23 protein-coding genes are annotated in these 25,098 nt (G+C 48.6%); 11 read left to right on the plus strand and 12 right to left on the minus strand.

What is annotated here, in order from left to right; translation table 11 throughout:
* Positions 1-6: 6 nt before the first annotated feature.
* Complete coding sequence (locus O59_RS05340) at positions 7-417, minus strand: DCC1-like thiol-disulfide oxidoreductase family protein (RefSeq protein WP_040391567.1); 411 nt, start codon at positions 415-417, stop codon at positions 7-9.
* A 161-nt stretch (positions 418-578) separates the two neighbouring features.
* Entirely contained in the window at positions 579-884 is a 306-nt protein-coding gene (locus tag O59_RS21805; RefSeq protein WP_198284762.1) for a hypothetical protein, read from the minus strand.
* Between the two features lie 4 nt (positions 885-888).
* Here O59_RS21805 and O59_RS05345 point away from each other — a divergent pair, with 4 nt between their 5' ends.
* The 3 genes from O59_RS05345 to O59_RS05355 all read left to right on the plus strand — a co-directional run bounded on the left by O59_RS05345 (position 889) and on the right by O59_RS05355 (position 6,682).
* Positions 889-3,231 carry a choice-of-anchor I family protein gene (locus O59_RS05345; protein ID WP_198284763.1) on the plus strand — a complete coding sequence of 781 codons (2,343 nt, stop codon included), beginning with the start codon at positions 889-891 and terminating at the stop codon, positions 3,229-3,231.
* A 346-nt stretch (positions 3,232-3,577) separates the two neighbouring features.
* Positions 3,578-5,890 (plus strand): TonB-dependent receptor, encoded by a 2,313-nt coding sequence (locus O59_RS05350; protein ID WP_040391568.1) that lies wholly within the window; start codon positions 3,578-3,580, stop codon positions 5,888-5,890.
* An 18-nt stretch (positions 5,891-5,908) separates the two neighbouring features.
* Positions 5,909-6,682: an ABC transporter substrate-binding protein gene (locus O59_RS05355; RefSeq protein WP_007640344.1), complete on the plus strand. Its 774-nt coding sequence runs from the start codon at positions 5,909-5,911 to the stop codon at positions 6,680-6,682.
* A gap of 104 nt (positions 6,683-6,786) precedes the next feature.
* On the opposite strand, the gene O59_RS05360 is transcribed toward O59_RS05355, so the two are convergent.
* The 5 genes from O59_RS05360 to O59_RS05380 all read right to left on the minus strand — a co-directional run bounded on the left by O59_RS05360 (position 6,787) and on the right by O59_RS05380 (position 13,874).
* Complete coding sequence (locus O59_RS05360) at positions 6,787-7,737, minus strand: 3-oxoacyl-ACP synthase III family protein (RefSeq protein WP_157152491.1); 951 nt, start codon at positions 7,735-7,737, stop codon at positions 6,787-6,789.
* Positions 7,738-7,826: 89 nt separating this feature from the next.
* Positions 7,827-9,644: a thiamine pyrophosphate-binding protein gene (locus O59_RS05365; RefSeq protein WP_007640346.1), complete on the minus strand. Its 1,818-nt coding sequence runs from the start codon at positions 9,642-9,644 to the stop codon at positions 7,827-7,829.
* A 432-nt stretch (positions 9,645-10,076) separates the two neighbouring features.
* On the minus strand, positions 10,077-12,452 hold the full coding sequence (locus tag O59_RS05370) for a bifunctional diguanylate cyclase/phosphodiesterase (protein WP_007640347.1): 2,376 nt from the start codon (positions 12,450-12,452) through the stop codon (positions 10,077-10,079).
* Positions 12,453-12,728: 276 nt separating this feature from the next.
* Positions 12,729-13,088 (minus strand): YggL family protein, encoded by a 360-nt coding sequence (locus O59_RS05375; RefSeq protein ID WP_007640349.1) that lies wholly within the window; start codon positions 13,086-13,088, stop codon positions 12,729-12,731.
* Positions 13,089-13,121: 33 nt separating this feature from the next.
* Positions 13,122-13,874 carry a YceH family protein gene (locus O59_RS05380; protein ID WP_007640351.1) on the minus strand — a complete coding sequence of 251 codons (753 nt, stop codon included), beginning with the start codon at positions 13,872-13,874 and terminating at the stop codon, positions 13,122-13,124.
* Between the two features lie 180 nt (positions 13,875-14,054).
* Here O59_RS05380 and O59_RS05385 point away from each other — a divergent pair, with 180 nt between their 5' ends.
* Positions 14,055-15,221, plus strand: a complete 1,167-nt coding sequence (locus tag O59_RS05385; RefSeq protein WP_040391573.1) for a hypothetical protein — start codon at positions 14,055-14,057, stop codon at positions 15,219-15,221.
* A gap of 9 nt (positions 15,222-15,230) precedes the next feature.
* Here O59_RS05385 and O59_RS05390 read toward each other — a convergent pair whose 3' ends face one another.
* From O59_RS05390 to O59_RS05410, 5 genes are all read right to left on the minus strand, one after another.
* The gene (locus O59_RS05390) at positions 15,231-15,761 is read right to left on the minus strand and encodes a shikimate kinase (RefSeq protein WP_007640355.1); all 531 of its coding nucleotides are present in this window, start codon (positions 15,759-15,761) and stop codon (positions 15,231-15,233) included.
* 122 nt (positions 15,762-15,883) lie between these two features.
* Entirely contained in the window at positions 15,884-16,330 is a 447-nt protein-coding gene (locus O59_RS05395) for a hypothetical protein (RefSeq protein WP_157152492.1), read from the minus strand.
* Positions 16,302-16,619, minus strand: coding sequence for a hypothetical protein (locus tag O59_RS05400; RefSeq protein ID WP_157152493.1), 318 nt, complete (start codon positions 16,617-16,619; stop codon positions 16,302-16,304). The genes O59_RS05395 and O59_RS05400 overlap by 29 nt, the downstream gene beginning before the upstream one ends.
* A 75-nt stretch (positions 16,620-16,694) precedes the next feature.
* Positions 16,695-17,987, minus strand: a complete 1,293-nt coding sequence (locus tag O59_RS05405; RefSeq protein WP_007640360.1) for a DASH family cryptochrome — start codon at positions 17,985-17,987, stop codon at positions 16,695-16,697.
* Positions 17,988-18,066: 79 nt separating this feature from the next.
* Entirely contained in the window at positions 18,067-19,236 is a 1,170-nt protein-coding gene (locus O59_RS05410; protein ID WP_007640362.1) for a glycosyltransferase, read from the minus strand.
* A gap of 241 nt (positions 19,237-19,477) precedes the next feature.
* Here O59_RS05410 and O59_RS05415 point away from each other — a divergent pair, with 241 nt between their 5' ends.
* From O59_RS05415 to O59_RS05445, 7 genes are all read left to right on the plus strand, one after another.
* On the plus strand, positions 19,478-20,104 hold the full coding sequence (locus tag O59_RS05415) for a MotA/TolQ/ExbB proton channel family protein (protein WP_007640364.1): 627 nt from the start codon (positions 19,478-19,480) through the stop codon (positions 20,102-20,104).
* 17 nt (positions 20,105-20,121) lie between these two features.
* A complete protein-coding gene (locus O59_RS05420) occupies positions 20,122-20,547 on the plus strand; it encodes a biopolymer transporter ExbD (protein ID WP_007640366.1) in 426 nt (141 codons plus the stop codon).
* Between the two features lie 163 nt (positions 20,548-20,710).
* Entirely contained in the window at positions 20,711-21,796 is a 1,086-nt protein-coding gene (gene lpxK, locus O59_RS05425) for a tetraacyldisaccharide 4'-kinase (protein ID WP_007640368.1), read from the plus strand.
* A 72-nt stretch (positions 21,797-21,868) separates the two neighbouring features.
* Positions 21,869-22,630 carry a 3-deoxy-manno-octulosonate cytidylyltransferase gene (gene kdsB / locus O59_RS05430; RefSeq protein ID WP_040391576.1) on the plus strand — a complete coding sequence of 254 codons (762 nt, stop codon included), beginning with the start codon at positions 21,869-21,871 and terminating at the stop codon, positions 22,628-22,630.
* 26 nt (positions 22,631-22,656) lie between these two features.
* Positions 22,657-23,130: a low molecular weight protein-tyrosine-phosphatase gene (locus tag O59_RS05435; RefSeq protein WP_007640372.1), complete on the plus strand. Its 474-nt coding sequence runs from the start codon at positions 22,657-22,659 to the stop codon at positions 23,128-23,130.
* Between the two features lie 50 nt (positions 23,131-23,180).
* Positions 23,181-24,197: a UDP-N-acetylmuramate dehydrogenase gene (gene murB, locus O59_RS05440; RefSeq protein WP_007640373.1), complete on the plus strand. Its 1,017-nt coding sequence runs from the start codon at positions 23,181-23,183 to the stop codon at positions 24,195-24,197.
* A gap of 233 nt (positions 24,198-24,430) precedes the next feature.
* Positions 24,431-25,060, plus strand: a complete 630-nt coding sequence (locus O59_RS05445) for a response regulator (protein WP_040391578.1) — start codon at positions 24,431-24,433, stop codon at positions 25,058-25,060.
* Positions 25,061-25,098 lie beyond the last annotated feature (38 nt).

Here is a 25,098-nt window from a genome sequence, read left to right on the forward strand (position 1 = left end):
TTGATATTAAAACTTATCGTTGTTGGCAAAACCCAAATTATTAATTTTGGTTTTGCCCAATAGCTTTAATAATAAATTACGCAGTGCGCGCAGAATCGGGTAAAGCACATGGCTTAATCGTTTGGATTTAAACAGCCAATAGTTCAAACGATTAAACAACCCCGAGCGACTGCTCAGCAGCGACAGCATGTAAATTGCATCGGAACCGTAATAGAGTTGCTGCTCCAGTTTCACCACCATTCCCTGATCTATATCCCAACCCAGTGCGGTAATCTCATCCATAATGGGCCCTGGCTCGCGCGCATCCCACAGCACTAATTCACCAATATCCTCACGAATACGCACCATGCGGCAGTAGTTGTCGCAGGCGGGGCATTCTTTGTCGTACACCAGTACTACTTGTTGGGTTGTGGTCACTCATCACCTCGGTTTTTGTGTAATCAAGCTGTCATTTATTTGTTGTTTTTCTGTCATCTGGCTGCCGTAACCTTGGCGCGCCAAAAAACATTTATTTACGACAAATAGCCTTGGTTTTATTAACACATGCCTTATTTGAGAACACATAATATGAAACTCATTCAACAAATACCACGCTGGGCAGCGCTGGCCGCTGTGTCATTTAGCCTGGTGGCCTGCGGCGGTGATGACAATGATTCATCCAGCAGTTCATCGATTAGCTCAACCAGCAGTTCAAGCAGCGTGTCGTCATCCAGCGATGCCTCTTCGGTGGATACTATATCTTCGTCGAGCACTTCTGTTGCAACTACAAGTTCTGCAACCACTTCTTCTGCAACTATTAGCTCTGTTGAAAGTTCTTCTTCGTTAAGTGAAAGCAGCAGCTCATCGTCAGTATCTTCAGCCGCCTTGCCGACGCTGGTGCTCAATGAAATGCGCTCGGACGGCGGTGGTTATGACTACATCGAAATCTACAACCCAGGCAATAGCGATTACACCTTCGTCGAAGGCGAATGGGCGGTCAACGATTTAAAAGGTTTTAGTGAGGACAAAGTTCCCGGCGTGTTAATACCGGCGGGCAGTGTCATTCCGGCTAAAGGATTCTTGTTGGTAGCGGTGGATCAAACTGCCGTACCCTTTGGTGCGCCCGAGGGAACCATTATTGGCGGTGCCGCTGAATTTGGTTTGGGTAAAGGCGATACAGCATTGCTGACCCACAAGGGCGAAATTATTGATGAAAAAGGTTGGGCTGCCGGTAGCCATGTAAACACCATTGGCCGTTTGCCCGATGGTGGCGAGTGGCACGATGAAGCTGAAGCGCTGACCGCAACTCCCGGTGTGATTAACGCTTTACCAGTAGTGAACCCACCCGCATCGCAGAGCGATATTGTGATTAACGAAGTGGTATCCAAAGGCCGCGCCGATTTGGATTTTGATTACGTAGAGCTTTACAACAAATCATCGCAACCCTATGTGTTTGCGGAAGGTGAATGGTCGCTGAGCGACAGCGAAAATACTCTCATGCCCATTCCCGGCGGCACTACTATTCCCGGACATGGTTTTCTGGTGTTGTTGACCGATGTAGCCACCGGTACAAATTTACCCACCAATGCACCGGCCGGTGCAATCACTAACAGCACGGGTGGTTTTGGTATTGGTAAAAACGAAAATATTATTCTGGCGCGTTTTGAAGCGATTATTGATAACGTAAGCCACGGCGACTTTCACGTAAACGCGTACGGTCGCCTGCCAGACGGCGGTGAATTTATCGACTTGGGCGATGGTAGTGCTCCCCAGCTTTACGCATCGCCCGGCCTGAAAAACTTTATGACCCCCGCGTTGAATTTAACCGTCACTACGCTGAATTTTTCCTCGTTTAATGACGACGAAACCACGTTGGAAAATAGTGGTTTCCGTGTATTTGGTTTGAACGCCGATTTAGCCAAAGATGTTGAACCGGAATACATTGCCGTTGCTGCTGACTCAAAAACAGCCTGGGTAACGCTGCAAGAAAACAACGGTGTTGCACGTATTAATCTGGATGGTACCCCGGCTATCACTAATATTTTTCCCTTGGGTTTTAAAGATTACGGTGCAGTAGGCAATGAGATCGACCCGAGTGACCGGGATGATAAAGTCGAGTTTGCCGCGTATCCAAAAGTGTTTGGTATTTATCAGCCTGACGGCATTGCTGCATTTAATGATGGTGGAATGGATTATGTGATTACCGCCAATGAAGGCGATGTGCGCGATTACTACACGAATTTTGAAGAGGGTGTAAAAGTCGCCGATATCACGCTCGACGAATCGGATTTCCCCAATGCCACTGAGCTAAAACAAAATGCGCAGTTGGGCCGTTTGCTGGTGACGCAATTTGCAAAAACCTCCAGCGCGGAAACTGTATTCAGTGAATTGCTGAGTTTTGGTGCGCGTTCATTCAGTATTTGGAATGGCACTACGGGTGAACAGGTGTATGACAGCGGCAATGATTTGGAAGTCCAAGCTAATAACGCCGGTGTTTACCCGGATGACCGCAGCGATGCCAAAGGTGTTGAGCCGGAGAATCTGGCGATTGGCATGGTTGGTTCCAAACGGTTTGTATTTGTCGGTTTGGAACGTGCCGATGCGGTAGCGGTGTATGACATTACTGATCTTGGCAATATCCAATTTAGTCAAATGCTGATCACCGAAGGTGATGATGCACCGGAAGGGATTTTGTTTATCAGTGCGGCTAACAGCCCCAACGGTAATCCCTTGTTAGTGGTGTCCAACGAGGAGAGCGGCAACGTGACGGTTTACCAAGGCAATGTGAATGGTGAATTTAGTTTTGCCTCGCGCTTGATATTGGAAGGTGGTGTGGCTGCAGCAGAAATCAGTGCCTACGATCCAATCACTAAACGTTTATTTGTATTGAATAACGGTGAGCTGCTTGCAAATTCGCGCATTGAAGTATTGAACCTGGCCGACCCTGCGGCACTGTCATTGCTGACCACTATCGACCTTAGCCCTTACGGTGGTGGTATTAATAGTGTGGCTGTGAGCAACGGTAAAATTGCGGGCGCATTGCAAGCGGTTGATAAAACCCAGACAGGTACCGTGGTGGTTTTTGATACCAGCAGTTATGCATTGCTCGGTATTGCCAAAGTCGGCGCCTTGCCCGATATGCTGACCTTTTCACCGGACGGAAAATTTATCCTGACGGCCGATGAAGGTGAGGCTAAGGACGATTATTCGTATGATCCAATCGGTTCTGTTTCGATTATTACGTTGCCCTAATTGTCGCAAATCGAGCCTCCTGTAAAACAGGGCTTGGCTTGAGAGATAACAGGGGTTTTATAAAGGCTGTGTTCGGTGTTAAACCGGCACAGCCTTTTTTGTTTTTGGTTTCTTTAGAGCGCTTCAGGATTCTTCAGGTTATTGGTGTTTAGCGCTTGGCAAAAATCAGGCAATTCTAAAATCTAATCAGTGAGCGCAATATTGGCGGCGAAGTTGTTTATTTTTAGCAATTCACTACTATACCTATCGACTGGGAGTTGTCTCTTGCTAATCCTGGCAATCATTTTTGAGATGTTAATAATGGTTGTTAGCCAAAAAATTCCAAATACCCATCAAGGTAAATCACATGTCCCCCTGTTCTACTAAGAATAAACTAAGCCTTTCAGCGCTCTTGTTGCTGTTTGGTCAAGGATGGGCGCTGCCGGCGCTGTCCGAGGATGACATTAATGGGAAGGAAACCTCAGTAACAAAAACCATTGAAGAGGTAATGGTCACTGCCAGAAAGCGCGAAGAAAGCCTGTTGGATGTACCTATAGCGATTACCGCGTTCGGCGCCGGGATACTCTCCAATCCGACCATCAGCGACATTTCCAATTTGGCAGCTTTAGCCCCCAACGTGGAGTTTTCTGCATCGCCACCTATCTCGGGCACCAGCAACGCCGCGGCAGTGTTTATTCGCGGTATCGGCCAAAATGATTTCCTTTCAACCAATGACCCGGGCGTGGGTATTTATCTCGATGGTGTTTATATCGCCCGCTCGGTTGGCGGTGTGCTGAAGGTGAACGACATTGAGCGCGTGGAAATATTACGCGGCCCCCAGGGAACGCTGTTTGGCAAAAATACTATCGGTGGAGCGGTGAATGTTATTTCACGCTTACCCAGCAATGAAGCCAGCGCAACTATCGCCCTTACGGGTGGTAGCAAGGATCGTCAGGATCTTGCTTTAAGTGCAGAAGGTCCATTGGCCGAGAACTTGGCTGGTCGTATTTCCTTACTGGATGAAAACCGCGATGGTTATGTAGAGCGGACGCTGGATGGGAAAGATCAGGGCAACATAAACCGCAGTACTTTGAAAGGCATATTGCATTGGCAGCCTGCCGAACATATCGATGTTCGCTTAACCGGTGACTATACCCGCCAACGCCAAAACGGTGCGGCAGAGGTGATGATAGAAATCGCCGAGGGCAGGGATCTAAGCACACTGCCACCGGGGGAACCCTTAACCAACTGGGAGGCGTTCAATGCACTTATCGCTGGGCCGCGGTTTAATACCCAATGGGACGCTCGTTGGTTGCCCACAGGCGATGGGTTTAATACCTTCAGTACTGGTCCTTCACAGGATGATATAGATGTAAAAGGCCTGTCGCTCACCGGCGATATTGAACTATCCCCAACAATGACCCTGACTTCAGTTACAGGATACCGCGCCATGGAGGGCACCTATTCGCGGGACGCGGATGGTTCACCGCTGAATTATGGCAGCGTGGTGAATCTGGATGAGCAATCGCAATTCAGTGAAGAGCTGCGTTTAACCGGCACTAGCGGCAACCATTTATCCTGGACACTAGGGGCTTTTTATCTGAAGGAAGATATTACCAATCACCAGGACGTTGTTTTTTTGGATGGATTGTTTGAGGCGACTGGCGGCGGCGCCGATGCAACTTTTGATGTGAATAATGTAGTGGATGTCGATAGCCGCGCGCTTTTTGGTCAGCTCTCCTGGGAACAGGATGCCTGGGAAGTAACGGGTGGTTTGCGTATGACACGTGAACAAAAAGAATTTTTTATCGATAACTTTACCGTCAACAGTGGAGCCCAGTTGATTGGCCCGGAACAGAAACCCACGGATGTGTGGCGGGAAGTCTCACCCGGGTTAAATATCTCCTACGATATTAACGATCGCACCATGCTTTACTCCAGTTACAGCGAAGGTTTTAAAAGTGGTGGCTACAATGGTCGCTTGGTTAACCCACCAACCGATGCCCAAAACGGCACTCCGGTTATAGATACCTTTGACCCGGAAAACGCCACCACCTATGAGTTGGGATTCAAGCAACAATACGATTGGCTTTACCTACAGGGCGCGGTGTTTACCACCGAATACACCAACATGCAGGTCTCGGTGCTGACTGTCGGTGCGAATAATTTAATTGCTGTCACCATCGATAACGCTGCAAAAGCTACCATTGACGGTGCCGAATTTGAGGCGATAGTTACGGTGGTTGATAACTTTCAGATCCGTACCGGCTTTGGGTATCTTGATGCTCGTTATACCGAGTTAGGAGAGAGCACCCTCTTGAATAAAGACGATGACTTACAAAAAATTCCGCGCTGGAATGCATTTGTAAGAGGTGAATACGATTATCACCTCAGAGACTATGGCAGCCTCACAACCACCTTGGAGTTAAGTTACAAAAGCAAAACCTACAATGACCCGTTAAATGTAGAATCTATCGCGCAACCGGCGTTTACTTTGGTTAATGGTTCGGTAACCTGGGCAAATAATCAGGATACGATCAAGGCCTCGCTATTTTGTAACAACCTTACCGACGAGACCTATTTTTTAAGTGGCACCACTGAACTTTCGTCTGTCGGTATTTCAAGTGCTACCTATGGTAGGCGACGTGAAGTTGGGCTCTCGCTGGAATACAGTTTCTAAACAATGGGATTGATAACTATGAACCTGAAACGAATCAAACAAAGCGTGTTTTTTCTGGCGGGCATGCTGTTGGTGGGAACGGCGGCAGCACAAACCAAGGTTGAAGCAGAAGCTCCAATCAGCATTTCTGGTGTGGCATTGGAATATCGCCTACGTGAAAATGGCAATGATCAATACAACAAGCTATTGGAAGCCCTGGCCGATAAAAATCTCAACTTTAAGTTGGTGATTTTTCCATTGACCCGCGCCGTGCGTAACTTAATGGATAGCGAAGACTGTATTTTCCCTTCGTCCCTGAATTCAATACAAACACATTTTTCCGAACAAACAAAAGGCCGTGAATTCATTGCCTCGAATCCCATCGACTATATCAGCATGCGCGTTTTTACACGGCAAGGTGAAAAAACTATCGCCTCTTTTAATGAGCTAAACGATAAAAGAGTCGCCATCTGGCTCGGTTTTGATCGCAATATTTATTTGCAGGGAGTTAATGCGGTGGTTGACGAAGTGGCCAGTGAAGAGGTGCGCGTTAATATGCTGACAAAAAAACGGGTAGATGCAATAGTAGGGTTTACACCGGATGTTTTTCTGGCCGCCCAAAAACTTGGCGTGCCAATTCCGGAATACAATAAAAAGCTTTCCGTTTTTGAAGGTGAGGGCGCCTCGGTGGTGTGTCACAAGAATGCCAAAAATCTTCAGTTTATAGAACAACTAAATGTGCAATTAGAACTGCTGAGAGAATCGGGTGAATTGGGTAAAATTTTGGGGCCTTACGCTACCCTGGTTCATTGATTCAGTTAAAAAAATCTTTAATCAAGTCATTTGAATAAATAACTGAAGTGGTCAGTGCAAGATCGAGCCTCTGGTGTGATCAGAGGCTCGAATAAAAAATAAAATTAATATTCCCACAGCATGGCAATTGAATAGCCGCCCGCTGAAGGCGCCATGAATAATATTTTTTCACCTCTTTGTAAATCACCTTTCTTTCGCCAGTAATCCAATGTTACCGGTATATTAGCTACGGTCATGTTGGCATAAAGCCCTATGGTATGCCGGATTTTGTCCTCAGAAATTTCCAGTTTGTCGGCCCAGACTTGCATCATTTTTAATCCGGACTGGTGCATTATCACCTTATCAACTGCAAGGCTCGGGTTTCTATCAAGCAGCGTTTTTGCGACAGACATAGGAAACAAAATTAAATCTTTTATGGTGGTTCTTCCTTCCGGGGGGCGCACAGTAAAAAATTCTTTCTGTTGGGTAAATTGTGCATTTTTCATTACCAGCGCGTTAAACACTTCCGGCTTGGTATTGTTTAATTCATGCTTATCAATAAAAGACTCTGAGGAAGCATCCAAAATTACCGCGCCTGCACCATCGCCCGCAAAAGCAAAGTTTGGCTTGGTGGTGTCCAGCATAGTGTGAACCCAATCGGTCGAGGTTACTATGAGTACCACTTTATTTTTGCCGGTGCTGATCAGCGAATCCGCCATATTTAATGCGGTAATAAACGAGGAGCACGCAGTATTGATCGGCAACACCGAGGCATTCCATGCACCTAACTCGTGTTGCATCAAATTCAAATCATCGCCGTAAACATTTCGACTGGGTTGGATAATGCCGATAATTAAATCGATATCCATTGCCGTGTATTTACTGTTAGCCAAGGCATCTTTAGCGGCTTCGACCGCCATCATCAAGGCGGTTTCAACCGCACTGGCATGGCGACGTTCTTCGTAGCCGGAAAAGTATTCATCCATGGATTCAAACAAGGCATTGCCGCCCACAAATTCACTATTGAGGACGATGTTGGATGGTAGATAACTACCCGTTGCTTCTATATGGGACAAAACAAAAACCTCTCATTCATAAAAATAAGTGTGGATAAAAATTCAGGGGAATTATTGGTGGTTGCTATAACGATTAGGTTTGGTCTGTGTTAGCCGCCGGGTGTTGCCGAGCCATTAATCGCCAAGCCTTTGATGCGATCCCCCATAGGAGGCACTTCATCGCGATCAATGCGCACGTCAATCAGGGTCGGGCCATTTTTTGCAAACAGCGCAGGCATATCCAGCTCAACCAATTCTTGGGGTGAGGTAATGACGATACCCTCAACACCCATGGCTTCGGCCATGGCGGCATAGTTGATACTGTTTAGCTCCCAGCCGATGGATTCCTGGTTGCCCAAGCGTTGGCCGTGTTTCACCATGCCCAGTGCGGCATCGTTTAACACCATAAACACCACCGGCAGTTGGTGCTGGGCGGCTACGGTTATTTCCTGTGCGCTCATTAAATAGGAACCATCGCCCACTAGGCAGAGCGTAGGGCCAGTTTCTTTTGCAAAGGCGCTGCCAATGGATGCACCAATCGCCCAGGCCATGGAGCCAAAGCCCATCGCAATACGGTAATAACCCTGATTATTCGGTCGCACAAAATAATGTGTTGCCCAAGCCCAAGCATTGCCCGCATCGATAAATACGCGAGTGTCTTCGGGCAGTGTTAGCGCCAAATGCGCCATAAGTCGCTGGGGTTTAATGGGGCTTGCGTCGCTCAAACATTTTTCCGGTTCGCGCAAGGTAACGTGTGTACCTAATACATTTTTTTCGGTATTGCCGGGAATGGTTTGCCAGGTGCGGCCCCACTTGCGCGCCGCTGCCACATTTTCAATGAGCCGCGTAAAAATGGTGTGCAAATTTCCAAACACATGCAGGTTGGCCATGGGCGAGCGAGTGAAGTGCTCCACGGAAGAATCAATGTGCACCAGTTTGGTATTTAACAGGTCATCATTCCAACCGCCGGTCCCCATTTCTCCGAGGGCGGCACCCACAGCGATAATCAGATCGATCTTATCTCCTTGAAATAATTCTTTGGCACTCTCGTGTCCGGCAAAACCGTACACGCCTCGGTACTGGGGATGGGTTTCATCAACCCAACTTTTTCCCATCGGGCCGGTGACAAACGCGGCACCCGTCAATTCAATAAATTTAATGATTTCCTTATGCGCACTGCCTGCGCCGTTACCCACATAAACGGCAATAGTGTCAACGCGCCCCAACTTTTCACAGAGGCGATTGATTGCCGATTCGTCGGACACAAAAAAATCATGAATTAATAAATCCGCATGAATGTGCGGTTTTATCTGGGCAGGAGTGCGCAAAACATCGGAAGGTATGCTGATATGGGCCGGCCCCTGCGGGGTGCGATGCGCCGCCATTAAAGCCGATACCAATTTGCTCTCCAGCTGTTCGTGGTGGGATATGAGCGTGTTGTAGCGGGTGCAATGGCGAAATAACCCGACCGTATCAATTGCCGTGCAACTGGACTCCTGCAGCGCACGCTTGCCAAACTTGGGCAGCGGGGTTTGCGCGGTAATTACCAGCATCGGGATCTCTTCGCTGATGGCGGAGCAGATACCGGTAATCAGGTTAGTGGCACCAGGGCCGGTAGTCGCGCAGACCACGCCCATCTTTCCGGTTTCCCGGCTGTAGCCTTCGGCCATAAACGCGGCGCCACACTCGTGCCGCGCCACCACTAATCGCGGGCCGCCGTTGCGTTCAGAGCGAGCCAGAGCATTGAGCAAAGGCTCTATTGCACCGCCCGGCACACCGAACACTTTATCAATACCCAGGAGCTGCAGATAATTCACGATCATATCTGCATAGGTGGAGGCTTCTCGCGGGATATTGAGTGGAAGTGTGGGAAGTACTTGTTGATCGTTGGGTATATTTAAATCGAGTAACTTGATGTGATTTAACATTTGCAGGATAGATCTCGGTGTTGCGCATCCCTTCGGTAATTTCAAAGTGCGCAAATTATATCCAGATGTGTATTTTGACGACAGTGCCGATATTTACTTGTGCGAGTGTTTTTTTTGCTCAATGACAACCTATGGTGGTGGTTGTCACCAATTAGCCGTAGGCCGAAAAACGTTTAGATTGAATAATCTCTAATGGAGTTTTTCCCCTGTTTTAAGCGGGTTTTAGCTTCAAAGGTGGAATAACTAGGGATAATTAGATAGACCAGATGGGTATAAAAAAGAGGGGGTTATAACTATATTTTAATATTCTTATAGTGAATTATTATTAGTTTTAATATTCAAAAAAAGTATAAAAATAAATATTTTTTGTAGCTTTTGTCACATACTTTTTCGGAAGTGCGCTGATTTTTGATCTTTTTAGAAAGAAAAAGCTTAGACGCTTCCCTTCAAAGGTTCCGTTTCTATCGATTGGGCGGGCATATATTTCAGGCGACAGGCATTCGGGGTCATGGGCTTATCGATTAAGTATCCCTGAAAACAAATATCGGGATATCGATTTAACCAGTCTGCCTGCACCTGCGTTTCCACTCCTTCGGCAACCACAGCCAATTTCATGGTGCGGGCGATGGCGATAATGGACTCGACCAGTACCTCATCCTCACCATCTACCATCAGGTCATCGATAAAGGATTTGTCGATTTTGATCTTGTTGATGGGGATACGTTTTAAATAACTCAGTGAGCTGTAGCCGGTGCCAAAATCGTCCAGTGAAAAAGTTGCACCACGGCGTTGCAGGGTAACTATTTTTGCCACCACCTCATCAAGGCGGTGCAGTGCCGCTCGTTCAGTAATCTCAAACTCAATATTGCGTTCGGATACCCCGTAACCTTCAACAATAGCAACAATACGCTCAACAAAATCCGCTTGATACAAAGTGTTGGCGCACAGGTTTAAGGTGATACGAAATTGGGGCGGAAGTACGCCTGCGATCATTAACTCTTTTAAAAACGCACAGGCTTTGTCCACCATCACATAGTCAACATCGACGATCATGCCGGAGTTTTCAAGGAAGGGAATGAAATCATTCGGTGAAACCAAGCCCTGGGTTGGATGATTCCAGCGAATTAACGCCTCTGCTGCTACCAGGTTCCCTGAGAGCCCGTTGACGATGGGCTGCAGCACTATAGAGAACTGTTTCTTTTTAATTGCCTCCCGTAGGTCTGACTCCAATTGCACATGTCTATGGACCTCTGCCGCCATGGATTCCTCAAACAGCTGATAGCCATTGCGGCCATGTGCTTTGGCTTTGTACATGGCGGTATCGGCAAAGCGCAAGAGTACTTCGGTGTCACTATCCTCGAAGGGGTACATCACAATCCCGATGCTGCCACTCACCACAAATTCAGCGCCGTTACTCAGGGCCACCGGCGCATTGATTGTTGCGAGCAGGTGTTTGGTTAGGGTTATTGCCTGATTTTTTGCTGCCTCAAGGTCTTTGTCTAAATCCGGCATGCTGATAACAAATTCGTCCCCCCCTAAACGTGCAAGCGTGTCTGATTCTGGCAATAGTTTGCGGATTTTTACCGAGAGCTTTAGTAAGAGTTCATCGCCCAGCGAATGGCCAATGGTGTCGTTAATGCGTTTGAAATCGTCAAAATCGATAAACAAAAGCGCGCCAAAGTTGTGAGTGCGGTTAGCGCGTCTCACATCCTTTTTTAGTTGGTTCTGAAATAAATTGCGATTGGGCAGATCGGTGAGGGTATCAAAATAGGCAAGGTATTCAACGCGCTCTTCGGCTTTAACCCGTTTGGTGATATCAAGCCCAACGATGAGTACACAGGATTTGCCATCGAGCGTGAAGGCGATAAAGGTCATTTGTATAACCAGTTTATCGCCGCTTGCGGTGGTGAGTTTGTGCTCCACCGTGAGGCCTTGGGGGTTGTTAAAGTCCAACTGTTTTAGGCTGGAAGTCAGGGCTTTTGCTTCTTCCTTATCAACACTCTTGTGTACATCACAATAATCCTGACCAATGAGGTCGGTTTGGTTCTTTTGATAAAACTGTTCTGTGGTGTTATTTGCAAAAATGAACCGGTAGTTTTCATCGACGGCAAATACCAGATTGGGGCTGGTATCCAAAATAAGGCGCAATTGCTGTTCACTTTTGGTCAAGCCGGTTTGCCAGTGTTCAAGTGCGGCAAGGAAGCTGTTGGCATCATTGACAATGTAGCCCAGTTCATCAAATCGGTGCCCTTCAACATGGTCGATACGTTTTCGCTCAGTTTGCTCCGGCCGTATCATGGAAAACCGCTGCGCTATAGTGACCAGGGGGCGCGTGAGCATAAAATGGAAAAGTGCAAAAAGTACTAATGCCAGACTAAGGTTCCGGAGTAAACCCGACACTATGATGGTGAGCACCCGATCATAAAAAGGTGCAAAACCCAAGTCATTGCTTACGCTCACTACCAGTTTTCCCTCATAGGTATTGTCGGTGTAGATGAGATCGAGCTGGTAGGTTTTGATTTCTTCCGCAATGAGTCGTGTTAACCAGAGCGTATCGGACGGAGAGGGGGAGGATGAATAATCAGCGATGACCTGGTCGCGGTCATCCAAAATGGCGGCATAAGTAATGAAGTTATAGTTTTCCAAACCTTTGATAACTTCGTTAGCCAGGTTGGCGTCTAATTGGTGCACTGCACGCTGCGCGGAATTTTGTACTACCCGAAAAATCTCGTCGACGTTGTTATCTATTTGTTGGCGTTGATACCCCAAATCTATAACTACTTGGAACAGCGCAACAATGAGTCCCAATATAAGAGCTATAGCTAAGCTGGATCGCATTAGACGAAAGGCAATGCGCTTATAAAACTCAATTGTCATAAAAGAGCGTTCCCACCGTCATGAAAAGACAAACACCCTGTAAGCCTGTTACATCATTTATTATTATTTAATGATAATGCCATTCCTTGTGCATTAGCCTCTGCGCTCTATAGTATTTCAAGTGTGGTTATAAAAGAAGGCAGATATTCTATCTTTTTCGCACAGCCAAGCCTGATGGCTGTGCGTTGATCATTTACACTGGATTATTTACAAATAGTAATTCGCATCCATAATTTCACTCAGCTCGACCTTGGCAACTTGCGGTTGTGCCACTAACCACGCGTGCAATTTTGCTTTGTCCGCTTCGGTGGTTGAACCGTAGCGTTTGGCAGAGCCGACAAAACCCGAGAGGCGTTTGCTGGAGAGCCCGCCACCAAATACCAGACCCTCGGCGTTAATGGCATCGATAAAAAAGCTATCGACAAATTCGCTGATGGTTTCGTCGGTTAAGTCGCTTTTAAATTCACATTCCAGTTCAAAACCAAAGGTGGCGAACTCGTCCTGAAATAATTTTTTGCGCAAACGCTTACTGCGCTGTGGTGCTTTTTTGGTGCTTACAACTGTCATGGTTTTACCTTTACTTAATCACAAACAAAAAAATTAGTTTAAATCGTCATTGCTAACGCCGTTTAACTCCATCAGCGTCGCAACTTGTTTTTCCAGTAACTCAATACGGCTTTCCAATTGTTGTACTTTTTGTTCAAGTTGCTTTTGATGTTCATGCTGCGCGCTGTGTTCATCATTGCTGCTGCGGCTAATGGTGCTGTTTTGCATGGCGGCAATCGCGGCTAAATCCGGTGCACCGCAGAGTAGGTGCATGTAGCGATCTTCACGCTGGCCAGCCTGCCGGGGAATGTGTACCACATGAGGCTTGGTTTTGGCGCAGAGCTGCTGCAGTTTTTCTTCCAGTGCCTGATGGCCGGCAAATTCCACCATGCGTTGGGTCCGGGTATGAATTTCTGCCACGGTTTGCGGGCCGCGCAGCAGCAGTACCGTCAAAATAGCCTGGGTGGCTTTATCTACACTGAGCACGCGGGTCAGGCGTTGGTCGTAACGTGCGGCGCGGTTGCCGTAATCCACACTGAGCAATTGACGATCCTGCAATTCACTGACACAGCGTTGTACCTGACCGCTCTCATAATTGCTAATAGGTTCGCGACTGGTTTTTTGGTTGCAGGCCAATAACAGGCTGTTGAGCGTTAGCGGGTACTGGTCGGGTGTGGTTAGCTGTTTTTCCATCAGGGCGCCTAATACACGGGCCTCAATGGCATTGAGTAAGGCGGGTTCTTCGTGGTGGATGTCTTTGTTGGTGTCGTGGTTGGTATCGTTGCTGCTATCAATACTGTTTTCCATAAGAACTCTCGAAGATCATCGGCGGATGAACACTCTACGCGGATGGCGGCTAAATTTCACCCTTTAGCGCGTTAAGCAGTGGTGATCAGTCAAATATTTCATGATTCCAACAAACCTTGACTATATTTTAAACGCTGCAGCGATTTGCAGCGGTAATGTGATTTTGTCGAGGATGATGTTATGGAAGCATTGTGGTTAGTAGGGGACCCCGCCCGGTGTTATCGGGTGCCTGATCAGCACATGATCGTGAATAACACCGGTGCGTTGCTTGATGATGCGGCGCCGTATCGGCAGGAGATACATTCAGCGTCTGATTTTGAAGCGCTTTGTCATGCAGTCGATCTGTTGGTGTTTGCCGAGGGTGCCATTGTGCCGGAGCATAGTTGGCTTGAGTTGATTCCCGTTCATTTACCTAAAATCGTGCTGCTCACCAGAGGGAATGGTCACAGTGATGTAGCAATCCAGTTAACTCATGTAGGGGTGGACGCTTACATAACCAGCGCTATGAGCCAAGCCGATTACGCCTTGGTAATGCGCAAGGTGTACGAGGACAAACAGTCGATCCTCGCGCTGCAACAGGAATTAAAAAACTTTTCCGCCATTGCGTTTACCGCCATGTCATCGGCGTCGGAAATGGGCACCATCGCCGTATTCGCTGAAAAAATACAGGAGGTGATGGAACTGGAGCGCTTAGCGCATTTGATTCACAGCTGCCTCGGTGACCTCAATTTAAGTGGCGTTGTGCAATTTGTATTTGATGATGAAACCCGCTTGTTTCCCGCCGCTATATCTCCCGCTTATTTGCAGCTGCTTAGCCTCGCGCGTGATACCAGTGCACGCATTATTTCCCAGGGGCGGTTTTTGTTATTCAGCTTTACACACCTGCAGTTATTAGTGACGGATGCGCCGGCCAGTGATGAGGAGCGCTATGGTCGCCTGCGCGATGTGCTGGCGCATTTGGTGTCTATTGCCGAGGCGCGCGCAAAAACCTTGAAGGTGAATTCGCTGTTAAAAATCCAGCAGGACAATACGCGTACCGTGATGATGTTGCTGGAAATGTCCTCGCGCGATAACCGCAACGCGGTTAAAGAAATTATGACGGAGCTATCCGATTCCCTACGCCTGATGGCGACGGGTCTTGATTTGAATATGGAGCAAGAAACGGCGTTGCTCAGTTTGTCGGAAAAGGCGCTAGTGTCGCTGGAGGGGCTGCAAGAAGCGACGGAAGCGGTAGAGGTACATTTCCGCAGCTTGGTGCAGGAGTTGGATAATGTAGCGCATTTGCTGGATGCCCCCGAAGGGGCAACAGAGGAGGATGAGCACGATAGCCGGGTTGAATTGTTTTAGCGCGTGCGGTCAGGCATCTGCTGCGGCAAAGGCATTTGCCTCCTGACAGATTATTTCATCCAGCAGGTCTTCAATATTTTTGCCATCGCAATCAATCACTATGTCCGCATAGCGTAAATAAAGCGGGCGCCGCTCGCTATAGACATCGGCAAAACTTTGCCCGGCTGGGCGAGCAATACCACGGTTTTCCATATTGTGAATGCGTTTTTCCAGCTCACCTACTGTCACGTCCAAAAACACAATCGGACCAAATTGTTTTAAGTGATGCATGGCAACATCGCTGTATACCGCGCTGCCACCAGTGGCGATCACATGGTTGGGGTAGTGGGCATTCAACAACACTTTTTCCTCTGCATTGCGCAGCGCCATGTACCCATGGTGGTGCAAAATATCTTGCAGGGTTTTGCGGTGTTCAAGCTGGATAAGCAGATCGGTATCGACAAAATCCTTCGCCAGATTTTTTGCCAGCAGCAGCCCCAGTGTGCTTTTACCTGCGCCGGGCATGCCAATCAAAATCAAACTTTGATGATAGGGATTCATAGTATTACTCCGGCAAAAAAGTCAGCGAGGGAGATCTAGGCCATTGGTTATTACGGTGAGTGGCTGCAATTAACTATAGCTGAGAATCATTGCGCTGCCGCGACTGTTTTATCGTGCAAGGCTTATAGCAAACTTGTCTCAGCCCGCGAGCTGCTATGGAAAGTAGCCACTAATGAATAGCTGAAAAACGGGCTATAACTCGCCAAAAAATCACTCAGCAAAAATTTGATGGTCTCTGGTAGGGTTTCGTCCGCCGCCTTGTCTTGCAGGTCTGGCAACTCTGCCTGCACCTTGTAGGCGCCGTCATTGGTTTTGTTTGCATCGGTAACCACAATCACTAATTCCGCACGCGCAGGGTTCCATTCAAACAGTAAGTAGAGTGAATCCTCCTGAATGTTTACATCCAGCAGGCCAACGGCTTTGGCGGCGCAGGTTTCCAGGGCTTGTTTTAGTGCGGGCTGATCGCTGCCGCTAAAACGGCTGAGATAAACGGTGTGGTTGGCGGCAGATTGGCTCTGCCAAGGGTGATTAATCAACATATCAGGCGTTACACAGGTCTTCAAAGGCATCTACTACAGCTTCTTCATCCGCTTCGGATAATTCGGCCAAATCCATAATGCAGGGTTCATTGATCCCGAGGATCTCTTCGATATCCTCAAACGTCAATTCGGCAGCCAGCGCGCGTTGTACATAATTCTTTACGGCTTGATGCAGCGCTGTTTCGTTGTCGCGTGCGGCTTGCAGTTCGGCCACTGTCTGCGCAGTTAACCAGTCGATAAACGCACTGCGGTCGGCATCGGAGGTGTTAGTGCTAGCGTTGTAGGCAGGGGCATTGGTCGGAATTGTGGGGGTGCTCAAGGGAAATACCATCCAGTCAATAAAAAGGGCCACCAGTATAAGGCTTTTCACCCGTTCAGCAGCCCGTTTTTTGCGCTAGTTTCCGCACCAGCGCTGGATAAATTCCCCATCAGGGTCGTAGGTATCGCGCTGTTTTTGGATATTAAACTCCCGTCGCCCACGCGGGTCTGTACCGACGCCGGCCAGATACTGCCAATTGCCCCAATTTGCCGCGCAGTCATAGTCGATAAGTTGCTGCTCAAACCAGGCCGCGCCGTAGCGCCAATCCACACCCAGTTGATTGATCAGGTAGCTGGCGACGATTTGTCGGCCGCGATTACTCATCCAGCCGGTTGCTGCCAATTGCCGCATAAACGCATCGACAAATTGATTGCCGGTATTTCCCGCACACCAGGCAGCAAATGCCTCGGGGTAGAAACTCAGCAAAGGATTTTTATTTTGTACGCCGCGTAATGCAAACAGTTGTTTACCAAAGCGAAACGCCAGCCACTGGAAATACTCGCGCCAGAGCAATTCAAAATACAGCCAGTAGCTCGATTCATTGGCGCCATGCGCCTGTTCATAGTCTTTAATCGCACGCACTGCTTGCCGCGCCGACAGGCAACCCATGGCTAGCCAAGGTGATAGCTTGGAGGAAAAATCCCAGCCATCCAAACCGTTGCGGGTGTTTTTGTAATTGCTGATGAGTTTGTGCTCACCTAAAAAATACTGCAGCTGCGCGAGCCCCGCCGTACTGCCACCGTGAAAGGGCAGGCGACGGTTATCGGCCGGTTGCACTAATTGCTGCGCACGCATGATTCCTAGCCATTGATCCAATTCGCAGGGCGAGTCCTCAAGCACAACTGGCTGGCGCAGGTTGGGTGCGCGCGGTAGGGGCATGCTGCAAGGCCGTGCTTCCACCAGTTTGCGAAATTGCGAAAAAATCAGCGGTAAATCTGCCAGCGCAAACGGCAGCTCAGCGCGATCAAACAGGGTGAAGTTTTCATGGCAGCGCAGTGGTATATCAAGCATATCGCGCAGGCGCTCTACATCCCGTTGTTCATCGCTCCCCGGGTATTCGCCGGTGGCCATGGCGCTAACGTTCCAGCGTTCTACCAGGCCTGTTAATGCGGTAGCAGGGTCGCCCACCACCACTATTAAATCGCTGCCTTGAGTGCGCAGTTGTTGCCGCAATTGCTGCAGCGATTCCAGTAAAAAATGCTGACGATGAATGCCGAGGCTTTTTTGTTGATAGCGCAGTGGGCGCAGCCAGCGGTCAGGTAATACATAAACCCCTATAACCCAATCGTTATTGGCGACCAATTGGCTCCAGCCGGGGTTGTCGTGCAGGCGTAAATCGTAACGAAACCAGTAAATTGCTTTGCGCATTGCGTATCTCCGGATATATCCCGTTCATACGCAAATGCGTGGGCTAACAATCAGTGAAGAGTTAATTTTTTTAAATTTCTCAGGCAAAACCACCGCCAGCTTTTAAAAATGGCAGCAAACGCAAGCTGATATGTTTAGGGCGATGTTCCAGCAGGCGCTTGATGCTGGCTTGCGGTGCAAGATACTGATCGTAATAGGTTTGAGCAGCCTGCTTCATCTCCGCTCGCTGTGCATTGTCCATGCTCATGGCTTGTTGCACCGCAATTTGCAGTTCATCGGGCGATGAAAACACCAAGCAGTTTTTGCCATGCTCCAGCGCCGGGAAAAACAATTCAGGATATTGGGTAATGGGAATAGTGCCCACTGCCATGGCTTCAATTAAATTGTGCGACATGGGGTAGCGCACACCCGGGCAGGCAAGGAAAAAGTGCGCGCGTGCCATAGTGCCGAGCCACTCCTCACTGGCCACTTTACAGTGGCGCGTGTTCATGGCAATCAATCCTGGGTAGGAGGATTGCTCGGCTTGCTTCAGTTGCTCGGGGTTGTTCAAGCGCCAAAAAAAATCGTTGGGCAAACGCTGGGATAAACGCTCCAGAATTTGTGTGCGACTGAGTTTGGCGTAAATTTCCCGAATCGATTTTTTATTGTATTTGCCGGGTTCCGCATCGCCACCAAAAAATATTTTCCATTGCCTATCTTGTTCCCGGTAGTACGCTAAACGCAGGTCTTCTTTTGCGGCATAAAGCGGAGGGAAGAGTGGAAAGGGCATCGGGAAGCAGCTGTCGTTTGTGCTGTAATCGGGTTGGTAATTAATGTGGATAATCTTGCCGGCGCGCTCAGCCAGGTTCGAATACCATTTGTCGGTGACCAATACATAACCCGCTGGCAAATCGCGTTCGTGCGTCAGTACACTGAAGTTTTCCTGCAGGCAATAGCGTTTGTGTTTTTCCTGAATGTTGCCCAGTACCAAATAATTATTGCGCAGTACCGGATAAAAGCCTGCGCGCACAAAATAAATAAACAAACTATAAAAACGTCGACCTTGCGGGCCATCAATCCGGCTGTCACGAAAATCAAATACCACAACAGGTTGGTTGTGTGCGAGTTGGTGCAGCTGTTCAGTGCCTACCTGCTGCTGGAGCCAGCGGCGATAATCCCAATAGCGCTGTGGATACACCAGCGCCTTGTAACGCTGCAGAGTGCCATCCAGCTGATGACCAAAGGTGGATAGTTGGGAAAGTCCGTGCATAGTAAGTACCTGTTCGCGAGCGCAAAGATCAGTAGTGTGGTGCAATCCGATTGCTTACAGGCTAGGCGCTGAGTGTGACCATTTAATTGCAAATAAAATTGTTTCGTGCAGCTCAAACTTCCTCACACATTTGACGTCTATTGGCCCGCACCCCATGGCAAGGGCGGGATCTTGTGGTAATGTACGCCGCACTTGGAGCCAGGGGCTCATTGGGTTTGGACATTAAAAGAGGAAGGTCTCTGTGTTTGAAATATTTCTGGCAGGTGGTTTTTTAATGTGGCCAATATTGGCCTGTTCGTTGATTGTGATTGCCGTGAGCGCAGAACGTTATTGGACGCTCAACCCCGCCAAAATCGCCCCTAAAACCTTACTGGCGCAAGTCTGGAGCTGGATTAAAAACAACCAGTTGGATGCGACGAAACTGCGCGAACTCAAACAATCCTCACCGCTGGGTCAAATTCTGGCTGCGGGTTTGAGTAACTCCAAACACGGCCGCGAAATCATGAAAGACTCGGTGCAAGAAGCAGCCAGCCAGGTTATTCATGAATTGGAGCGCTACGTAAATATTCTGGGTACCATTGCCAACATCGCGCCGCTGATGGGATTGCTTGGAACCGTATTCGGCATGATTCAAGTATTCAACTCCATCATGATTCAAGGTACGGGTAATACCGGTGTCTTGGCGGGCGGTATTTCAGTTGCGCTTTACACCACTGCGGCAGGTTTGGTAGTGGCGATTCCCGCGATGATTGCACATCGCTTTTTCCAGCGCCGTATCGACACTATTGTTGTCACCATGGAAGAAGAGGCCATCAAACTGGTTGATGCATTGCACAGCGACCGTCGCGTCGATGTGAAACTGGTTTAAGGGCGCGGGGTCGGAACGTGAAATTTCGTCGCCAACAAGTAGAAGATCAAGGTATTAATCTGACGCCCTTGATTGACGTGGTGTTTTTGCTGCTTATCTTTTTTATGGTCTCCACCACCTTCACCAAAGAAACGCACCTGAGTGTGGATCTGCCGGAAGCTGTAGGTGAGCAGAGTAGTGACTTGCCGGAGCAGATCGAAATCCTGATCAACAGCGATGGCAGTTATTCGGTGAATGGACTGGCGCTGGTGAATAACCAGGTGGCGACACTCAGGTCAGCGCTGGAAAAAACCTCTGAGGGTAATAATCAAGTACCGCTAGTGATTACTGCGGATGCCAAAACCCCGCATCAAGCGGTAGTGCAGGCGATGGATGTGGCAGGGCAGTTGGGCTTTGCGCGCTTGAGCATTACTACGCGTCAACCGGAACCTGAAAAAGACTAACAACTCAGCTACAATTCGCGCTGGTTTTCTAATGTCAGGCAATCCCGCAGGGCTTTTGTATTCACCATGCAAAAGCCCTTCTTTCTTTTGGCGCTACCCCCCGATGTCAGGATAGTTGTCGCGTCATAAATTTTCGTTATCAATAGCTTGATAGGTTCTTATCGTGCATTCCTCTCCACCGGCTTCACCACCCTCAAGTCCGCCCGCTAATACCCAGCGTTCAGCTGAAACTGATCGGTGGCAATCGGCATGGTATGGCTCGCGTCGCTGGAGTTTTTGGCTCTTGCCGCTGACATGGCTATTTATTCTGCTCTCGGCCATTCGCCGCTATGTGTTGCTCCGTTGGCAACAAACGACACTCGCCACACCGGTGATTGTGGTGGGTAATATCACCGTGGGCGGCACGGGCAAAACCCCCTTGTTGATCGCGCTGGTGCAGTGGTTGCAAGCGCAGGGATACACCCCCGGTGTAGTCAGCCGCGGTTATGGCGGACAAGTAGCAACCTATCCTTATTTGCTCACCGCAGAGAGCATTGCCGCCCAAGCGGGCGATGAGCCGGTTACGATCTATCAGCAAACTGGCTGTGCGGTGTGTGTCGGCCCTGATCGTCTTGCGGCGGCGCGCGCGCTGGAGGATCAGGGCTGCGACCTCATTCTCAGCGACGATGGTTTGCAGCACTATCGCTTGGGGCGCGATATTGAAATTGCTGTGGTTGATGGCCAGCGTGGTGTCGGCAACGGTTGGCGTTTGCCGGTTGGCCCGTTGCGTGAGCCAATCAGTCGCTTAACGACCGTGGATTGGGTCGTCGTGAATTCACCGGCAGCGAATTTTGTGTTGCCGCAACTCGCCGATTTGTATTTTATTCCGATGCAGATTCAGGCCCACTCTCTGGTTAATCTTGCGACCGGCAGTGAGCATCAATTGTCATCAATTGCCGGGAGCCCGGTAAATGCAGTGGCCGGAATTGGCAACCCGCAGCGTTTTATCAATACCCTGGGCGAATCGGGTATCCATGCGCAGCTGCGTGCTTTTCCTGATCACCACGCTTACACGGCGACTGACCTTGTTTTTGATAATGTTTGGCCTGTGGTAATGACTGAAAAAGACGCCGTGAAATGCAAAACCTTTGCGCAACCTAACTGGTATTACCTATCGATTGGTGCAAATTTGCCGGATGCATTTTGGGCGGCATTTGCGCAGCGTATTGAGCGTGTCATGGAACAAAAAAAATCCCGTTTTGGGCTTTAATGTTTAATTTTTTTAATTTTCTTTTTAATCCTGTTGTTAATGCTGTTATCAAAACTACAGTGGAATCTTGCTATGAAATTTTATGTTGTCATTCCTGCCCGTTACGCTTCCACCCGCTTGCCTGCCAAACCCTTAAAAGAAATTGCGGGTAAGCCGATGATTCAACACGTGTACGAGCGCGCCTGTGAAAGTGCCGCGACGGAAGTTGTTATTGCAACCGACGATACGCGCATTGAAGCGGTTGCCAAAGCCTTCGGTGCCCGCGTCTGCATGACATCTGCCGCACACAATTCCGGTACTGATCGCCTGCAAGAAGTGGTCGCGCAATTAGGTTTGAGCGATGACGACATAGTGGTGAATGTGCAGGGCGATGAACCCCTCATTCCGCCCGCAGTAATTAATCAGGTCGCAGAAAATATCGCCAACAATCGTTTCGCCAGTATGGCTACGTTGAGTGAACCCATTCATTCGCTCGACGATTTTCGCAATCCCAACATTGTAAAAGTGGTGGCAGACCAAGTGGGCAGAGCATTGTATTTTAGCCGCGCGCCCATTCCCTGGGCGCGCGATCATTTTGCGCAAGCTGAGGTGACTAGTTTGCCGGATGATTTCCCGGCGCAGCGGCACATTGGTATTTACGCTTATCGTGTGGCGCTGTTAAATCGTTTTATTACCTGGCCACAGGCGTCGCTTGAAAAAATTGAATCCCTTGAGCAATTGCGTGTGCTTGCTAATGGCGAAGCAATTCATATCGCCGAAGCCTACGCTGCCGTACCGGGCGGTGTGGATACCGAAGCGGATTTACTGCGTGTAAAAGCATTGCTGGAAAAATAATCGGTGCCGTTAATTGGGTGAATAGTATGACCAACGTTTTATTTGTATGCCTCGGCAATATTTGTCGCTCGCCCACGGCGGATGGCATTTTTCGTGAATTGGTGGCGAATGCAAAATTAGATCAAAAAATTATGGTTGATTCGGCGGGCACCGGTGCATGGCACATAGGCAAAGCGCCTGATTCACGCACCGTCGCTGCAGCGCGCACGCGTGGCTACGATCTTTCGGTATTGCGTGCACGTCAGGTTACGGCGCGCGATTTTGACGAATTCGATTATGTACTGGCGATGGATGAAGCTAATCTTTCGGATTTACAGCAGCTGAAACCGGCGCATTTTACCGGTCATTTAGGCTTGTTTTTGGAATTTGGTGCGCGTGGTGATTACCGTGAAGTGCCCGACCCTTATTACGGCGGCAGTGACGGCTTTGAGCTGGTATTGGATTTGGTGGAAGATGCAGCACAGGGCTTGTTAAAACATATTCGTCAGCGTTTGTACTAAGCCTGTTTTTTTAAATTTGTATAAAGTCATATTGTTAAGGTGATGTCGCTGTGCCACTTTTTTTACCGCATTTTAATTTACAAAAACTCAACACCCTCGCTGTGCCAGCGGTGGCAAATTTTTATGTCGCCGTGCAGGATGACGATGAGTTACGTGAGGCATTAACTTTTGCGCGCACAGAAAATTTACCGCTGTTAGTTTTAGGTGGCGGCAGCAATATAGTGTTGCGTGCTGATTTTCCCGGGGTGGTGGTTCAGTTGAAATCCCAGGGTAAAGAAGTAGTCGCGGAGGATGAACATTTTGTTTGGCTAAAAGTGGCTGCAGGGGAGAATTGGCATCACCTGGTTGAGTACACCTTGGACAATGCACTCTATGGATTGGAAAACCTGTCGCTGATTCCTGGCAGTGTCGGCGCTGCCCCCATTCAAAACATCGGCGCTTATGGTGTGGAAGTAAAAGATCTAATCACTGAATTGAGTGCGCTTGAAATTCGCTCAGGCATCGTCGTGAATTTTACTAATGAAAGTTGCCGGTTTGATTATCGTGACAGCATTTTTAAACAAGCACTCAAAGATCAATATGTTATTACGTCGGTGACCTTTCGCTTGCGCAAAACTGCGCAGCTGAACTTATCCTACCCTGCGCTGCGCGACACCTTGGCCGGTCTTGATAATCCCAGCCCGCAAGCGGTAAGTGAGGCGGTTATTGCTATTCGTCAATCCAAGCTGCCAGACCCGGCCCTTACGCCGAATGTTGGCAGCTTTTTTAAAAACCCTATTATCAATTTGGCGCAATTGCAGGTATTGCGCACAACTTATCCCGACATAGTCAGTTACCCCGTTGATACGGTTCGCGTCAAGCTCGCGGCTGGCTGGTTAATTGATCGCGCTGGCTGGCGCGGTAAGGAAGCGGCTGGTGCAAAGGTTCACGCCCAACAAGCGCTGGTACTTACTAATCCAGATAGAGCTTCTGGAGCAAGGGTATTGGCTTTGGCGGAATTAATTCAGCAGTCGGTTAGGGCACAATTTGGCGTCACCTTGGAGATGGAGCCACGGGTTTACCCATGAGTTTTTGGGTGTAGTGGCTGAACCCTTCATCTAGTTTTCATAACTAAAAGACAAATCAAAAACTGCAAAAATCGATTATTGGTATTTGAGAAGGCGTAAACGGGCGATTAAATAGTGGTAGTTTGCTGAGAGTCTCACTACAATCGTTAAAAATGTGGCAGTAAATCTTCTGGGTATAGTGACCACTTTATAACAACAATGTTTATGAGTCCGGTTTCGGATTGGGGGCTAGTTTGACAAAGATTCTCGTAGTCGATGATCACGATCTAGTTCGCATGGGGATAGTGCGTATGTTAGCCGATGTAGACGGCTATCAGGTGGTTGGGGATGCCAAGGCGCGCGTTTTGAAGCCTGACGTTGTACTGATGGATGTAAAAATGCCCGGTATGGGTGGCCTTGAAGCGACCAAAAAACTACTGACAGTGAATCCAACGCTCAAAGTTATCGCGGTTACCGCTTGTGACGATGACCTGTACCCAACCCGCTTGATGCAGGCGGGTGCAGTAGGTTACGTCACCAAAGGGGCAGAGTTTACCGAGATTACGGATGCGATTAATAAAGTGATTCGCGGCGATCTCTACATGAGTAACTCAATTGCACAGCAGTTGGCACTGCGAACCTTTTCCGGTTCGAATAGTCAGGAATCGCCATTTGAAAAGCTTTCCCAGCGTGAGCTGCAAACGGCGATGCTGATTGCGAATGGCCAAAAAGTGAACGATATAGCCACTACTTTTTGTGTTAGTCCAAAAACCGTTAACTCTTACCGTTACCGTATTTTTGAAAAGCTTTCTATCAACAGCGATGTGGAATTGACGCTGTTAGCAGTAAAACACAACCTGCTCGATCCAGAAGCAGTCGTATAAACGGCTGCTGTTCCTTTTTCTGCTGCAGCTAACGCCCT

Source organism: Cellvibrio sp. BR (genome assembly GCF_000263355.1).
In the GTDB taxonomy this organism is placed as follows: Bacteria; Pseudomonadota; Gammaproteobacteria; order Pseudomonadales; family Cellvibrionaceae; genus Cellvibrio.

Excerpts from the sequence above, each read along its gene's own strand:
- O59_RS05345 (WP_198284763.1), top strand. The coding sequence starts at position 889 with ATGCGCTCGGACGGCGGTGGTTATGACTACATCGAAATCTACAACCCA.
- O59_RS05350 (WP_040391568.1), top strand. The coding sequence starts at position 3,578 with ATGTCCCCCTGTTCTACTAAGAATAAACTAAGCCTTTCAGCGCTCTTG.
- O59_RS05355 (WP_007640344.1), top strand. The coding sequence starts at position 5,909 with ATGAACCTGAAACGAATCAAACAAAGCGTGTTTTTTCTGGCGGGCATG.
- O59_RS05365 (WP_007640346.1), bottom strand. The coding sequence starts at position 9,644 with ATGTTAAATCACATCAAGTTACTCGATTTAAATATACCCAACGATCAA.
- O59_RS05375 (WP_007640349.1), bottom strand. The coding sequence starts at position 13,088 with ATGACAGTTGTAAGCACCAAAAAAGCACCACAGCGCAGTAAGCGTTTG.
- O59_RS05380 (WP_007640351.1), bottom strand. The coding sequence starts at position 13,874 with ATGGAAAACAGTATTGATAGCAGCAACGATACCAACCACGACACCAAC.
- O59_RS05385 (WP_040391573.1), top strand. The coding sequence starts at position 14,055 with ATGGAAGCATTGTGGTTAGTAGGGGACCCCGCCCGGTGTTATCGGGTG.
- O59_RS05390 (WP_007640355.1), bottom strand. The coding sequence starts at position 15,761 with ATGAATCCCTATCATCAAAGTTTGATTTTGATTGGCATGCCCGGCGCA.
- O59_RS05395 (WP_157152492.1), bottom strand. The coding sequence starts at position 16,330 with ATGCCTTTGAAGACCTGTGTAACGCCTGATATGTTGATTAATCACCCT.
- O59_RS05405 (WP_007640360.1), bottom strand. The coding sequence starts at position 17,987 with ATGCGCAAAGCAATTTACTGGTTTCGTTACGATTTACGCCTGCACGAC.
- O59_RS05410 (WP_007640362.1), bottom strand. The coding sequence starts at position 19,236 with ATGCACGGACTTTCCCAACTATCCACCTTTGGTCATCAGCTGGATGGC.
- kdsB (WP_040391576.1), top strand. The coding sequence starts at position 21,869 with ATGAAATTTTATGTTGTCATTCCTGCCCGTTACGCTTCCACCCGCTTG.
- O59_RS05435 (WP_007640372.1), top strand. The coding sequence starts at position 22,657 with ATGACCAACGTTTTATTTGTATGCCTCGGCAATATTTGTCGCTCGCCC.